This window comes from Neoroseomonas marina, assembly GCF_012927745.1.
GTDB lineage: Bacteria > Pseudomonadota > Alphaproteobacteria > Acetobacterales > Acetobacteraceae > Neoroseomonas > Neoroseomonas marina.
Window position 1 is genome coordinate 101,069 of sequence record NZ_JABBKX010000012.1, and the last position, 13,944, is coordinate 115,012.

Here is a 13,944-nt window from a genome sequence, read left to right on the forward strand (position 1 = left end):
CACGCGGCCCGGGGGCGGGGGAACGGGGCATGAGGCCGTTGCTCGCCTTCAGCCGCGGCATGGACGCGGTCAGCGCCGCCTTCGGCAGGATCGCGGACTGGATGGTCCTCGCGGCCTGCGCGGTCAGCGCCGGGAATGCGGTGATCCGGTACGGCTTCTCGATGTCGTCCAACGCCTGGCTCGAGGTGCAGTGGTACCTCTTCGCCGGCGTGGTGATGCTGGGCGCGTCCTACACGCTCGAGCGCAACGAGCATGTCCGCGTCGACCTCGTCTATGGCAGCGTCAGCGCGCGGGCACGGCTGTGGATCGACGTCTTCGGCATCATCTTCTTCCTGCTGCCGGGCATGGCGCTGCTGGCCTGGATGACCTGGCCCTTCTTCTGGGACGCCTGGGTGCGCGGGGAGGGCTCGCCCAATGCCGGCGGCCTCATCCGCTGGCCCGTCAAGATCGTGATGCCGCTCGGCTTCCTGCTCGTGACGCTGCAGGGCCTGTCCGAACTGGTGAAGCGCATCGCCGCGCTGAAGGGCACCGCGCCCGAGGCCGCGCATCTCGCCGAATACCACCGACCGGAGCAGTGAGATCGTGCTGAGCCTGGAAATCATGCCGCCGCTGATGTTCGGCGGCCTGGTGGTCTTCCTGCTGATGGGCTTCCCGGTGGCGTTCTCGCTGTCCGCGGTCGGGCTGTTCTTCGGCTTCCTGTCGATCGAGATGGGCTTCTTCACCACCGCCTATCTCGGCAACCTGCCGCTGCGGGTCTTCGGCATCCTGTCGAACGACCTGCTGCTGTCGATCCCGTTCTTCACGCTGATGGGCGCGATCCTCGAACGCTGCGGCCTGGCGGAGGACCTGCTCGAGGGCACCGGGCAGCTCTTCGGCAAGATCCCGGGCGGTCTCGCCTATGCGGTCATCCTGGTCGGCGCGGTGCTCGGCGCCATCACGGGCACGGTCGCGGCCTCGGTCATCGCCATGGGCATGATCTCGCTGCCCATCATGATGCGCTACGGCTATGACATGCGCATCGCGACGGGCGTGATCGCCGCGTCCGGCACCATCACGCAGGTGATCCCGCCCTCCCTGGTGCTGATCGTCCTCGGCGACCAGCTGGGGAAGTCGGTCGGCGACATGTATGCCGGGGCGATCGGCCCGTCCTTCCTGCAGGTGTTGCTCTTCGTGCTGTTCATTGCGGGGGTGTCGATCTTCGCGCCGCACAAGGTGCCGCCCCTGCCGCCCGAGGCGCTGGCGCCGCGCGGATGGTCGCTCTGGTGGCGCGTGCTGAAGGGCATGGTGCCCTCGATCGTGCTGATCTTCCTCGTGCTCGGGACCATCTTCCTCGGCCTTGCGACACCCACGGAAGCGGGGGCCATGGGGGCGGTGGGCGCCGTGGCGCTCGCGGTGATGAACGGCCGGTATTCGTGGAAGCTGATGCGGGAGGCGATGGCGAACACGATGCGGATCACCTCCATGGTGATCTTCATCCTGATCGGCGCGACCGTGTTCAGCCTGGTATTCCAGGGCGTGGACGGCAGCCACTGGATCGAGCACCTGCTGTCGCACCTGCCGGGCGGTCAGACGGGCTTCCTCGTCTTCGTCAACGTCTTCGTGTTCTTCCTGGCCTTCTTCCTCGACTTCTTCGAGATCGCCTTCATCATCATCCCGTTGCTGGCGCCGGTGGCGGCCAAGCTCGACATCGACCTGGTGTGGTTCGGCGTCCTGCTCTGCATCAACATGCAGACGTCCTTCATGCACCCGCCCTTCGGCTTCGCGCTGTTCTACCTGCGCGGCATCGCGCCCAAGGAAGTGCTGTCGAAGGACATCTACTGGGGCGCCATCCCCTGGGTGGGGCTGCAGCTGCTGCTGGTCGCGATCGTGATCCTGTGGCCCGAAAGCGTGACCTACTGGCTCGACAGGGGCACCGGCGTCGATCCCTCCACCGTGCGGATCGAGGTGCCGATGCCGGATACGAGCGAGGAGAACGAGGTGCCGGTCTTTAGGTAAGGCAGATCCCGATCCGGCGGGGCCGCCTGATCGGGTGAGGATGCTCGCCGGGCGACGACACGGATAGGCCGCCCTGCGCCGGGCCTACGACAGCGGCGCCGGCGGGCGGCTACAGCATCGCGAGGCTGCGCTTCCTCGTCGGCGGCGCGAAGCCCCGGTCCAGCGTCGTGAGGTCCTCCGCGGTCAGCACGATGTCCCGCGCCGTGGCGTTCTGGCGCACATGGGCCGGATCGGAAGCCTTGGGGATGCTGACGACGTGCGGATGGCGCAGCGTCCAGGCGATGGCGACCTGCGCCGGCGTCACGCCGTGCCGCTGCGCGACCTCGGCCAGCGCCGCGTTGCGCAGCATCCGCCCGCCCTGGCCGACCGGGGAATAGGCCATCACCGGCATGCGGTGGCCGGCGCAGAAGGGCAGCAGGTCGAACTCCACGCCGCGATGCTCGAGGCTGTAGAGCACTTGGTCCGTGGCGCAGTCCGGCAGCGCGGCGCCGAGCTCCTCGAGGTCGTCCACGTCGCAGTTGGACACGCCCCAGTGGCGGATCTTGCCCGCGGCCTTCAGCGCCTCGAAGGCCGCGACCGTCTCGGCCAGCGGATGCGATCCGCGCCAGTGCAGCAGATAGAGATCGATGGTCTCGACCCGCAGGCGCTTGAGGCTGCGCTCGCAGGCGGCGACGGCGCCGCGGCGCGACGCGTTGTGGGGATAGACCTTGGAGACGAGGAAGACGCCGTCCCGGCGGCCGGCGATCGCCTCGCCCACCACCTCCTCGGCTCCGCCCTCGCCATACATCTCGGCGGTGTCGATCAGGGTCATGCCCAGGTCGAGGCCGAGGCGCAGGGCATCGACCTCGATCCGGCGCTGGGAGGCGAGTTCCCCCATGTGCCAGGTGCCTTGGCCAAGGGCCGGCACCGGGGTTCCGTCGGGCAGGGTCGGCATGGCGGCGTCTCCGCGGTCGTTCCGCGAAGACTATGCCGCCTTGCCGGTCGGCGCGACCCGGCGGGTCAGTCCGCCGCGACCTCGACCATCACCAACTCGGCATCCTCGGTCGCCGTGATGGTGAATTCCGTCTCGTCGCGGATGGCGATGCCGTCGCGCGCCGAGGCGGGGGTGCCGTTAACGGTCACCGCGCCGCGGGCCGGCACGATGTAGGCCGCGCGGCCCGGGGCGAGCGCCTGCACGAGGCTCTGCCCCTTCTTCATCGTGGTCGCGAGCACCGCACCGTCGACGTTGATCGGCAGGGCGCCGTTGCCGCCATCCTGCGGACGGCCGGAGGCGAGCACCTCGAAGCCGGCCTCGCGCTGTTCCTTCGGGAACTGCTTCGCCCCCCAGGCGGGCTTCACGCCGCGGCGGTCGGGCATGATCCAGATCTGGAAGATGCGCGTGGTCGTGGGCTCGAGGTTGTATTCGGCATGCACCACCCCGCTGCCGGCGGACATGATCTGCACGTCGCCGGCCTCGGTGCGGCCCTCGTTGCCCATGTTGTCGCGGTGCGTGATCGCCCCTTCGCGGACATAGGTGATGATCTCCATGTCGCGGTGCGGGTGCGGGTCGAAGCCGGTGCCGGGCGCGATCTCGTCGTCGTTCCAGACGCGCAGCCGGCCCCAGGCCATGCGCTGCGGGTCCATGTAGTGGCCGAAGGAGAAGTGGTGGTTGGCGTTCAGCCAGCCGAAATTGGCCTTGCCGAGGCTCGAGAAGGGGCGGATGTCGATCATCGTCGTGATCTCCGTTTCGGGGCGGGCCGCGCCCGCCGTTCGGCATCCGAGATAGGCCTCGGCCCGCGCCCCCGCCACGCCGGGGGTGCAATCGCCCCCATTCATGCCCTGAATGGGGGAAGGGCTTGCACCCTGCCGAAAACGGATCGCGTTTCGCTCCTGCCGCCGCCCTCCGGACGCGCCACAATGGCGGTCCCGTCCGACGAGGAGGAAAGAGATGCGTCGCACCTTCCTAAAGCTTGCCGTGGCGCCGGCGGCGCTCGGGCTGCTCGGCCTGACCGGCTGCGTGTCCATGGAGCGCTACGAGGAACTCGAGCGCGCCTACCAGCAGCTGCAGGGCCGCTACACCGCGGACGAGGCCGAGATCCGCATGCTGCAGGGCCGGCTGCGGGTGACCATGACGGACCGCATCCTGTTCCCCTCCGGCGGCTATCGCATCGAGGAAGCGGCGCGGCAGCAGCTGCGCAAGATGGTGCCGACCCTGCAGGGCCTGGTGCAGACCCGCGTCATCGTCGAGGGCTACACCGACAACACGCCGGTCGGGCCGGAGCTCCGCCGGATGGGGATCAGCTCGAACCTCGATTTGTCCTCGCGCCGCGCCGACACGGTGGCGGACACGCTGATCCGCGAAGGCGCGCCGCGGAACCTGATCTCGGCCGACGGGCGTGGCGAGTCGAACCCGATCGCCTCCAACGACACACCGCAGGGGCGGGCGCAGAACCGGCGCATCGAGATCACGCTGGTCGGTCCCGGCAACTGACCGGCGCGGCGCGCGGCGGCGGTACCGGGGGGCCGGCCGCTGCCGCGTTGCGCCTCAGCGGCACATCAGGACGGGGATCTCGGCGTTCTCGAGCACGTGCCGCGTCACGCCGCCGAGGATGAGCTGGCGCAGGCGCGAATGGGAATAGGCGCCCATGCAGAGCAGGTCCGCCCCGAAATCCCGCACCGCCCCGAGCAGCCCGGCGCCCACTTCGCGCGTCGTCGGCTTGAAGGGGACGATCTCGGCATCGATGGAGTGCCAGCGCAGATAGGCCTGGATCCCTTCGGCCTTCGGGCCCCGGCGCTGGTATTCGTCGGCGCAGAGGATCCGCACCGCGGTCGCCTTGTGCAGCCAGGGCAGGGCGGCGGCGACCGCGGCGGCACTTTCCGCGGTGCCGTTCCAGGCGACGCAGACGCGGTTGCCGATATCGGGCGGGGCGACGCGCGGGGCGATCAGCACCGGGCGACCCGAGTCGAACAGGATCGCGTGCAGCGCGTCGGAGGACGAGACGTCCTCCCCCGCTTCCGGATGCGGCACCACGGCGAGGTCATAGAGGCGGGACTGCTGTGCGACGATGTCCTCCTCGCGCCCCGCGATGGATTCGAAGGACAGCGTCGGGCCGCCCGACTTGGCCGCGGTGTCCGGATTGTCGGCGAGCGTCACGCCGCCGAGGCCGGAGGTGAACTTCTCGAACAGCGTGCGCACGCGCTCCGCGCGTTCGCCGCTTTCGCGTTCGGTCGCGGCCATCATCTCCTCGATCATCGCGCCCGACAGGCCTTCGCCGGCGAGCGGCGCGACGTCGCGCGCATCGACGCGGACATGGAGGCAATGGACATGCGCGCCCCAGGCGCGCGCGGTGATCAGCGCAGTGGCGAGGGCCGCCTCGCCAGCGGCGGTCCCGGTCAGCGGCAGCAGCAGCCGGCGATAGGCCATGATGAGAAGCTCCCCTTCCTCGCTGCGTTCTGCGTCAGTCGATCACGCACACTAGCACACGGAATGGCGTTCCATGCCAAGTGCTACAAGTGCGGCCGTGCAGGCGGCCTCATCGGCGGGGATGCGATGCCAGGCGATGGGGCCGGGATCGACGGCGGCGGCGCGCAGCAGGACCGCCTCGTTGGCATCGGAGGCATCGCCGCGCCGCGCCGCGAGGCGCGCGCGCAGCACGTCGAGCGGCGCCTCGAGCCACAGGCCGTCGAAGGGCACGCCCGCGTCGCGCGCAGCCGCTTCGGCGGCGTCGCGCTGCGCCAGGTCGAGGAAGACGGCATCGGCGATCACCGCCTGGCCACCCGCGAGCGCGGCGCGCGCCATGGCAAAGACCTCGGCATGGACGGCGCGGCTCACCTCCTTGGCATAGGCTTCCGAGGGGAGACGTTGTTCGGGGGTGAGGCCGAAGCGACGCTTGCGGACCTCATCCGTGCGCAGCACCAGGGCGCCGGGACACCGCCCGAGCAGCGGCGCGATGGCGCGGGCGAGCGTGGATTTCCCGGTCCCCTGGAGCCCGCCCACCGCCACCATGCGCGTCGGCGCGGGCACGAGATGCCGTTCCGCCGCCGCAAGCAGTGCGTGCCAGTCGCGCCCGCGCGCCGCTTCGACATGGGCGCGGATCATGGCCCGCATCGACAGCCAGAAGGGCAGGCCGGCGACGATGCCGGCATCGCCGGTGCGCGCGACGTAACGGTTCAGCACCCGGTTCGCCGCCGCGCGGCCATGCCGCAGGTCGAGGTCCATCAGCAGGAAGGCCAGGTCGTAGCCGACGTCGATTCGCGCCAGCGTCTCGTCGAATTCCAGCGCGTCGAACAGCGTGGGCCGACCGTTCCACAGGCAGAGATTCCCGAGGTGGAGGTCGCCATGGCAGCGGCGTGTGAAGCCTGCGCCCGAACGCGCCGCGAGACCCGGCGCGATGCGCGCGAGCTCGGCGCGCGCGGCGGCAGCCCAGGCATCGACGCGCGGCGCATCGAGGCCCGCGCGGCGCGCCGAGGGCACGTTGCCCTCGAGGATCGCGCCCATCGTGCCCGGCGCGTCGACCGGGGTCCGTTCGGCGGCGCCATGCATCGCCGCGACCGCGTCGGCCATCGCATCGAGCAGCCCCGGCGTCGGCGTGACCCGGTCGAGGAAGTCCCCGGCGGGAATCGGGGCCATGCGCAGCACCCATTCCACCACCGGACCGTCCCCGCCGTCCTGCAACGCACCATCCGGGCCGCGGGTGAGGGGGATCACATCGCGATAGATGCCCGGGGCGTGGGGCCGGTTGAGGTCCAGTTCGCGCCGGCAGAAGCGCGCCCGGTCCTCGAGCCGGGTGAAGTCGAGGAAGCCGAGCGCGACCGCCTTCTTCATCTTCCAGGCGGTGTCGCGGCCGACATAGACGGCCGAGATGTGCGTCTCGACCGGCGCGGCACCGGAGAGGCGGGCGAGGAATTCCGCCGCCTCGGCCTGCGCCGCGGGGATGGTCACGGGTAGAGCGTCTCGATCCGCCAGCCTGTGCCCTCGCGATGGAAGACGCGGCGTTCGTGCAGTCGGAAGGGCATGTCGCGCCACAGCTCGATCCGCCGCGGCAACACGCGGAAGCCGGACCAGTGGGGCGGGCGCGGGATCTCGCCCACCGCATATTTCAGCCCGTACTCGGCGACGGCCTTTTCCAGGGCGAAGCGGGATTCCAGCGGACGCGACTGCTTCGACGCCCAGGCGCCGAGGCGCGAGGTCCGTGCGCGGGAGGCGTAATAGGCGTCTGCCTCCGCGTCGGTCACGCGCTCGACCGCGCCCTCGACGCGGACGGACCGGGCGAGGGTCTTCCAGTGGAAGCACAGGGCGGCATTGGGGTTGGCCGCGAGTTCGGCGCCCTTGCGGCTTTCGAGGTTGGTGTAGAAGACGAAGCCCCGCGCATCGACGCCCTTGAGCAGGACCATCCGTGCCGACGGAACGCCGTCCGGCGTCGCGGTGGCCAGGCAGACGGCGTTGGCGTCGTTCGGTTCGGTCTTCGCCGCCTCGGCCATCCAGGCCTCGAAGATGGCGATCGGATCCTCGGTGGTGGGGGTGCCGTCCATGCGCTGTACTCCTCGTGCCGCCTGTATCGGGGCGGGGGGCGGGGGCGACAAGGGGGCCGGAACCTCTTGCCCGGCGGACCCCGCCATGGCACCACCCCAGCCCTGCCAGTCAAAAACGGGTCCTGCCAGTGATGAACGACTCTGCGCCTGAGCCCCGGATCGCCTCCGGAAACCTGATGCAGGGCAAGCGCGGGGTGATCATGGGCGTGGCCAACGACCGGTCGATCGCCTGGGGCATCGCGCAGGCCGTGGCCGCCCAGGGCGGCGAGATCGCCTTCACCTATCAAGGCGAGGCGCTGGAGAAGCGCGTCCGGCCGCTGGCCGAGAGCGTGGGGTCGCGCCTGGTGCTGCCTTGCGACGTCGCCGACGACGCCAGCATGGACGAGGCCTTCGCGGCCATCGGCAAGGCGTGGGGCAAGATCGACTTCCTGGTCCATGCCATCGGCTATGCCGACAAGCAGTTCCTGCGCGGGCGCTACCTCGACACGCCGCGGGCGGCCTTCCTGCAGGCGATGGACATCTCCTGCTTCTCCTTCGTCGCGGTCGGCCAGCGGGCGGCGGCGCTGATGGAGGGCGGCGGGTCGCTTCTCACGCTGTCCTACCTCGGCGCAGAGCGCGTCACGCCCCACTACAACGTCATGGGCGTGGCCAAGGCGGCGCTCGAGGCCTCGGTGCGCTACATGGCGACCGACCTCGGCGAGCGGGGGATCCGGGTGAACGCGATCTCGGCCGGGCCGATCAAGACCCTGGCGGCGAGCGGCATCGGCGACTTCCGCTACATCCTGAAGTGGAACCAGTACAATTCGCCGCTGCGCCGGAACGTGACGATCGAGGAAGTGGGCGGCTCGGGCCTCTATCTGCTGTCGGACCTTGCCCAGGGCGTGACCGGCGAGATCCACCACGTCGATTCCGGTTACCACATCGTCGGGATGAAGAATCCGGACGCCCCGGACATCACCGTCGAGAAGGGCTGAGGCCCCTGCGCGGCCATTGAGCCGCGGCCCCGTACAGGCTAACCCAACGGGCGATGAGACCCCCGTCCTGCCGCGCCTTGCTGCGCCTTGCCGTCCTGGCCGCCCTGCCGGCGGCCGGTGCTGTCCTGCCGGCCCGGGCGCAGTTGCCCGACGAGGGACGCTGCTGGGTCGCCATCCGCGTCACCGGCCCGGAAAGCCAGCGCGTCAGCGAGGAGGAGGCGCATTCCCGCCTGCGCCTGCGCTGCCGCGCGGGGGACGCGATGGTGTTCCTCAGCGATGCCGGCCAGCCGCTCGGGGCCGTCGCCGCGCGGTATTGCGACCTGACCAGGTCCATGGTCATCGAGCGGACCTCCGAGGAAAGCATCGACGGGGCCGGCAACCAGGAAATCCGGGTGCCGGTCAGCATGTTGACTTGCGTCTATCGCGGCGCGCCGCGCCCCGACCGCTGACGGCGATGGAAGGAGCCTTCCGCGAGGCTTCCGTTGCCGCTCCGATTCACCCTGCCGATTGTTGACCGCCCATGTCCCACAATTCCTTCGGCCACCTGTTCCGCGTCACCACCTGGGGCGAATCCCACGGGCCGGCCATCGGCTGCGTGGTGGACGGCGTGCCGCCGCGCATCGCGCTGAGCGAGGGTGACATCCAGCCCTGGCTCGACAAGCGTCGGCCGGGGCAGTCGAAGTTCGTGACGCAGCGGCAGGAACCGGACCAGGTCCGCATCCTGTCGGGTGTCTTCGAGGGGCTGACCACCGGCACGCCCATCGCCCTGCACATCGAGAACACCGACCAGCGATCCAAGGATTACTCGGAGATCGCCGAGCGGTTCCGGCCGGGGCATGCGGACGTCACCTACGAACTGAAGTACGGCATCCGCGACTATCGCGGCGGCGGCCGGTCCAGCGCACGCGAGACGGCGATGCGGGTCGCCGCCGGCGCGGTGGCGCGCAAGGTGCTGGGGCCCGATGTGCGCATCCGCGGCGCGCTGGTGTCGATCGGCGGGGACTGGGTCGATCCTGCCGCCTGGGACTGGGCGGCGGTGGAGGAGAACGCCTTTTTCTGTCCCGACCGTGCGGCCGCCGCGCGCTGGGAGGAAAGGCTGCTGGAACTCCGCAAGGCGGGGGATTCGGTTGGCGCGGTGATCGAGGTGGTGGCCGACGGCGTCCCGCCGGGGCTTGGCGCGCCGATCTACGGCAAGCTGGATTCCGACCTGGCGGCGGGGCTGATGTCGATCAACGCGGTGAAGGGGGTCGAGATCGGCGATGGCTTCGGTGCCGCGGCACTGACCGGGTCGGCCAATGCCGACGAGATGCGGATGAACCCGGACGGCACGGTGGCGTACCAGTCGAACCACGCCGGCGGGATCCTGGGCGGCATCAGCACCGGCCAGCCGATCGTCGCGCGCTTCGCGGTGAAGCCGACGAGCTCGATCCTGACGCCGCGCGCCGCGGTGGATCGCCAGGGGCGGGAGGTCGAGGTGCAGACCAAGGGCCGCCATGACCCCTGCGTCGGTATCCGCGCGGTGCCGGTGGGCGAGGCGATGCTGGCGATCGTTCTGGCGGACCACCTGCTGCGGCATCGGGCGCAGAACCCGGATGCGCCGAGCATCGCGCGGCTGCCGCGCAACTGAAGCGGCGCCACAGGCGCAGAGAAGACGCGACCCGAAGGGTCGAGCGCCCGAATGGGCGCCGCGGCGAGTGCCGCGAAGCCAAGCCGCGCGGATGCGCGGCGCCCGGCGTCTGAGGGGCGTGACAGCGTCACGCACGAACGAACGCGGCCCGAAGGGTCGAGGCCCGAATGGGCGCCGCGGCGAGTGCCGCGAAGCCAAGCCGCGCGGATGCGCGGCGCCCGGCGTCTGAGGGGCGCGACGGCCCTGCCGTCGCGCGCACCAGATCAGTGGCTCAGGATGTCCGGGTCCTCGTAGCCCAGCAGGTCGAGCTTCCCTCGCGTGGGCAGGAAGCGGAAGCAGCCCTCGGCGATATCGAGGCGCCCCTCGCGCTTCAAAAGTCCCTCGAGCTTCGCCCAGAGCGCATGCAGATGCAGCACGTCCGATGCGGCGTAGGCGAGCTGCTCGGGCGACAATTCCGGCGCGCCCCAGTCGGAGGATTGCTGCTGCTTCGACAGGTCGACGCCGAGCAATTCCTTGCAGAGATCCTTCAACCCATGCCGATCGGTGAAGGTGCGCACCAGCTTGGCGGCGACCTTGGTGCAGACCACCGGCGCCGTGGTGACGCCGAGGTACCGGTACAGCACCGCGACGTCGAAGCGCGCGAAGTGGAACAGCTTCGTCACCGCCGGATCGGCCAGCATGCGCCTGAGGTTCGGCGCGCCGTAGCCCTGGCCGCCGAGGCTCTCGGGGATGAGCTGCACGAGATGCGCCGTGCCGTCGCCGGAGGAGAGCTGCACCAGGCAGAGCCGGTCGCGATGGGGGTTGAGGCCCATCGTCTCGGTGTCGATGGCGACGACGCGGCCGAGGTCGAGCCCATCCGGCAGGTCGTTGCGGTGCAACCGGATGGTCACGCCGGCATGGGTGAAAAGGGTGGTGCCCACGATCGCGCCGAACCTCTCAGACAGGGGCCGCGCCGCCCCGCCCCGGTCCCGGGGGAGGCTGGCTTGCGCCTACTGTCTCTCGGGGAGTGGTGCCCAGGAAAGGACTCGAACCTTCACAGCCTTGCGGCCACAGGTACCTGAAACCTGCGCGTCTACCAATTCCGCCACCTGGGCAAGGGGGTCGGCGCCTTGCGGCGAGGGCGGCGATTTACGCGGGGGCGGAGAGGCCGTCAAGCCATGCCCGCACTTTCATGCAGCGTGACGCGTGCCATATCGTCGGAACAAGGAAATCAGGGGTGCTGGCGATGGCGGGACGTCGTGTCGCGACGGTCTTCGGTGGTGCGGGATTCATCGGGCGGCACGTCGTGCAGCGATTCGCGCGCGCCGGCTTCATCGTGCGGGTCGCAGGGCGCGACACGGAGAAGGCGGCGCGACTGCGCACGCTCGGCGATGTCGGCCAGGTGGTGCCGGTGTCGGCCTCGGTGACGGACGAGGCCTCGGCCGCCCGCGCCGTCGTCGGCGCCGAGGTGGTCGTGAACCTGGTCGGCATCCTGTTCGAGAAGAAGCCTGGCGACTTCACGCGCATCCAGGCCGAGGGCGCGGGGCGCGTCGCGCGCCTTGCCGCGGCAGCGGGGGCGTCGCGGCTGGTGCATGTCTCGGCGATCGGCGCGGATGCCGGCAGCGAGAGCCTCTATGCCCGCAGCAAGGCGGAAGGGGAGGACGCGGTGCGCGCTGCCTTCCCGGCGGCGACGATCCTGCGGCCCTCGGTGGTGTTCGGGCCCGAGGACCAGTTCTTCAATCGCTTCGCGGCACTCGCCGCAATGCTGCCGGTGATGCCGGTGGTCGCCGGCGAGACCCGCTTCCAGCCGGTCTATGTCGGCGACGTCGCCGATGCCGTCTTCGCCGCAGCGACGCGCGCCGACACGATGGGCAGGACCTACGAACTGGGCGGCCCGCGGGCGATGAGCATGCGGGACGTGCTGCGTTTCGTGTGCGAGCACGCGCATCGGGACCGCTTCATGGTCGACCTGCCGCACGGTTTCGTCGCGCTGCAGGCACGGCTGGGCGAGATGCTGCCGACGCCGCCCCTGACGCGGGACCAGCTGATCCTGCTCGGCCGGGACAATCTGGTGGGGGAGGGGGCGCTGGGCCTGGCGGACCTTGGCATCGAGGCGAAGGCGGCGGAGGCGATCGCGCCTGCTTATCTGGCACGATACCGGCCAGGAGGCCAGCGACAACAAGGACTTGCAGGATAAAATAACCGAATCGGACATAAATACCGATGCCCCCATGCCGAAACCCAGGTCGGGACGGAGGTGGATCAGAAAATAGGGCAAAAAAACTGACCTATTGGTGCAGAAAGGACTCGCGCTGCCGAATTTGTTGCCTTATCTGACCCTCCGCCCCTGATGCAGCGCAGCATCCTTCGTGCCTGCGCCCCGCCGGGGTCGACACAGTCCCGCGGGGGTTTCGCATGGCCGAGAAGATGCTTCAGTTCGTCCGCCTGCAGCAGCGGCAGCCGGACAAGCGCGATGCGTCGGAACGCCGCGCCGACTGGGGCGAGGTCTATCAGGCCTTCGCCGCCGATGCCGCGTCCCAGCAGGCCTCGCGCTGCTCGCAATGCGGCGTGCCCTTCTGCCAGGTGCACTGCCCGCTCAACAACAACATCCCCGACTGGCTGAAGCTGACGGCGGAAGGCCGGCTCGAGGAGGCCTACGAGGTCGCCGCCGGCACCAACACCTTCCCCGAGATCTGCGGCCGCGTCTGCCCGCAGGACCGGCTCTGCGAGGGCAACTGCGTCATCGAGAAGGGCTTCGACAGCGTCACCATCGGCGCCGTCGAGAAGTACATCACCGACACGGCCTGGGAGAAAGGCTGGATCAAGCCGCCCATGCCGGTGCGCGAGCGCCAGCAATCCGTCGGCATCGTCGGCGCGGGCCCCGCTGGCATGGCCGCGGCCGAACGCCTGCGCACGATGGGCTACCAGGTCACGATCTACGACCGCCACGACCGCGCCGGCGGGCTGATGATCTACGGCATCCCGAACTTCAAGCTGGAGAAGGACATCGTCGTCCGCCGCTGGAAGCAGTACGTGATGGGCGGCATCCAGTTCCGCCTGAACACCACGATCGGCCGGGACGTCACGCTGGGCGAACTGCGCCAGCGGCATGACGCGCTGCTGGTCGCGACGGGCGTCTATAAGGCGCGCGACATCGACAACGCCGGCGCAGGGCTGCCCGGCGTCGTCGCGGCGCTCGACTACCTGATCGCCTCGAACCGCAAGGGCCTCGGCGACGACGTGCCGGATTTCGAGAGCGGCGCGCTGAACGCCGAGGGCAAGCATGTCGTCGTGGTCGGCGGCGGCGACACCGCGATGGACTGCGTACGCACCGCGGTGCGCCAGGGCGCGGCCTCGGTCACTTGCCTCTATCGCCGCGACAAGGCGAACATGCCGGGCTCGATGCGCGAGGTGAAGAACGCCGAGGAAGAGGGCGTGCGCTTCGAATGGCTCGCGGCCCCCGAGGCCTTCTTCGGTGAGGGCAAGGTCGAGGGCGTGCGCGCGCAGCGGATGCATCTCGGCCTGCCGGACGCGACCGGCCGCCAGCAGGTGGAACCGATCGCCGGGGCGCATTTCAACCTGCGCGCCGACCTGGTCATCAAGGCGCTCGGCTTCGACCCCGAGGACCTGCCCGCCGCCTTCGGCGAGCCCGAGCTCACGGTGACGCGCTGGGGCACGCTGAAGATCGACTACCGCACCATGATGACCGCGCTGCCCGGCGTGTTCGCCGCCGGCGACATCGTGCGCGGCGCCTCGCTCGTCGTCTGGGGCATCCGGGACGGGCGCGACGTCGCCGAGCAGATCCACCAGTTCATCCAGGCACGGGGCGCGGCCCCGGCCATGGCCGCGGAGTGACCG

The 13,944-nt window shown here is 70.2% G+C and carries 14 protein-coding genes and 1 tRNA gene; 8 read left to right on the forward strand and 7 right to left on the reverse strand.

The annotated features are described in order from the left end of the window. The first annotated feature begins 29 nt into the window (after positions 1 to 29). Together GWK16_RS23250 and GWK16_RS23255 are read left to right on the forward strand one after the other, a co-directional pair. Positions 30 to 578 carry a TRAP transporter small permease subunit gene (locus tag GWK16_RS23250; protein WP_170056365.1) on the forward strand — a complete coding sequence of 183 codons (549 nt, stop codon included), beginning with the start codon at positions 30 to 32 and terminating at the stop codon, positions 576 to 578. A gap of 4 nt (positions 579 to 582) precedes the next feature. Beyond that, positions 583 to 1,995 (forward strand): TRAP transporter large permease subunit, encoded by a 1,413-nt coding sequence (locus tag GWK16_RS23255; RefSeq protein WP_170056366.1) that lies wholly within the window; start codon positions 583 to 585, stop codon positions 1,993 to 1,995. Between the two features lie 109 nt (positions 1,996 to 2,104). Here GWK16_RS23255 and GWK16_RS23260 read toward each other — a convergent pair whose 3' ends face one another. After that, complete coding sequence (locus GWK16_RS23260; protein WP_170056367.1) at positions 2,105 to 2,929, reverse strand: aldo/keto reductase; 825 nt, start codon at positions 2,927 to 2,929, stop codon at positions 2,105 to 2,107. 65 nt (positions 2,930 to 2,994) lie between these two features. Then, positions 2,995 to 3,705: a pirin family protein gene (locus tag GWK16_RS23265; RefSeq protein ID WP_170056368.1), complete on the reverse strand. Its 711-nt coding sequence runs from the start codon at positions 3,703 to 3,705 to the stop codon at positions 2,995 to 2,997. A 217-nt stretch (positions 3,706 to 3,922) separates the two neighbouring features. Between GWK16_RS23265 and GWK16_RS23270 the strand changes: the two genes are divergently transcribed. Then, entirely contained in the window at positions 3,923 to 4,465 is a 543-nt protein-coding gene (locus GWK16_RS23270) for an OmpA/MotB family protein (RefSeq protein WP_170056369.1), read from the forward strand. Positions 4,466 to 4,519: 54 nt separating this feature from the next. Here the strand turns inward: GWK16_RS23270 and GWK16_RS23275 are convergent, their stop codons facing one another. The 3 genes from GWK16_RS23275 to pdxH are packed head-to-tail and all read right to left on the reverse strand — an operon-like array spanning position 4,520 to position 7,506. Next, entirely contained in the window at positions 4,520 to 5,398 is an 879-nt protein-coding gene (locus GWK16_RS23275) for a universal stress protein (RefSeq protein WP_170056370.1), read from the reverse strand. A 51-nt stretch (positions 5,399 to 5,449) separates the two neighbouring features. Continuing rightward, positions 5,450 to 6,916, reverse strand: a complete 1,467-nt coding sequence (locus tag GWK16_RS25810) for an AAA family ATPase (protein ID WP_170056371.1) — start codon at positions 6,914 to 6,916, stop codon at positions 5,450 to 5,452. After that, complete coding sequence (gene pdxH, locus GWK16_RS23285; protein ID WP_170056372.1) at positions 6,913 to 7,506, reverse strand: pyridoxamine 5'-phosphate oxidase; 594 nt, start codon at positions 7,504 to 7,506, stop codon at positions 6,913 to 6,915. The genes GWK16_RS25810 and pdxH overlap by 4 nt, the downstream gene beginning before the upstream one ends. A 131-nt stretch (positions 7,507 to 7,637) precedes the next feature. Here pdxH and fabI point away from each other — a divergent pair, with 131 nt between their 5' ends. From fabI to aroC, 3 genes are all read left to right on the forward strand, one after another. Further along, on the forward strand, positions 7,638 to 8,480 hold the full coding sequence (fabI, locus tag GWK16_RS23290; RefSeq protein ID WP_170056373.1) for an enoyl-ACP reductase FabI: 843 nt from the start codon (positions 7,638 to 7,640) through the stop codon (positions 8,478 to 8,480). A 53-nt stretch (positions 8,481 to 8,533) separates the two neighbouring features. Beyond that, positions 8,534 to 8,929: a hypothetical protein gene (locus GWK16_RS23295; RefSeq protein ID WP_170056374.1), complete on the forward strand. Its 396-nt coding sequence runs from the start codon at positions 8,534 to 8,536 to the stop codon at positions 8,927 to 8,929. Positions 8,930 to 9,000: 71 nt separating this feature from the next. Beyond that, a complete protein-coding gene (gene aroC, locus GWK16_RS23300; RefSeq protein ID WP_170056375.1) occupies positions 9,001 to 10,107 on the forward strand; it encodes a chorismate synthase in 1,107 nt (368 codons plus the stop codon). Between the two features lie 263 nt (positions 10,108 to 10,370). Here the strand turns inward: aroC and GWK16_RS23305 are convergent, their stop codons facing one another. Both GWK16_RS23305 and GWK16_RS23310 read right to left on the reverse strand, forming a co-directional pair. After that, positions 10,371 to 11,027, reverse strand: coding sequence for a ribonuclease D (locus GWK16_RS23305; protein WP_170056376.1), 657 nt, complete (start codon positions 11,025 to 11,027; stop codon positions 10,371 to 10,373). 87 nt (positions 11,028 to 11,114) lie between these two features. Then, positions 11,115 to 11,201: transfer RNA gene (locus GWK16_RS23310), tRNA-Leu, on the reverse strand. A 131-nt stretch (positions 11,202 to 11,332) separates the two neighbouring features. Here GWK16_RS23310 and GWK16_RS23315 point away from each other — a divergent pair. Together GWK16_RS23315 and GWK16_RS23320 are read left to right on the forward strand one after the other, a co-directional pair. Next, entirely contained in the window at positions 11,333 to 12,283 is a 951-nt protein-coding gene (locus GWK16_RS23315; RefSeq protein ID WP_170056377.1) for a complex I NDUFA9 subunit family protein, read from the forward strand. Between the two features lie 218 nt (positions 12,284 to 12,501). Next, a complete protein-coding gene (locus tag GWK16_RS23320) occupies positions 12,502 to 13,941 on the forward strand; it encodes an NAD(P)-dependent oxidoreductase (RefSeq protein WP_170056378.1) in 1,440 nt (479 codons plus the stop codon). Positions 13,942 to 13,944 lie beyond the last annotated feature (3 nt).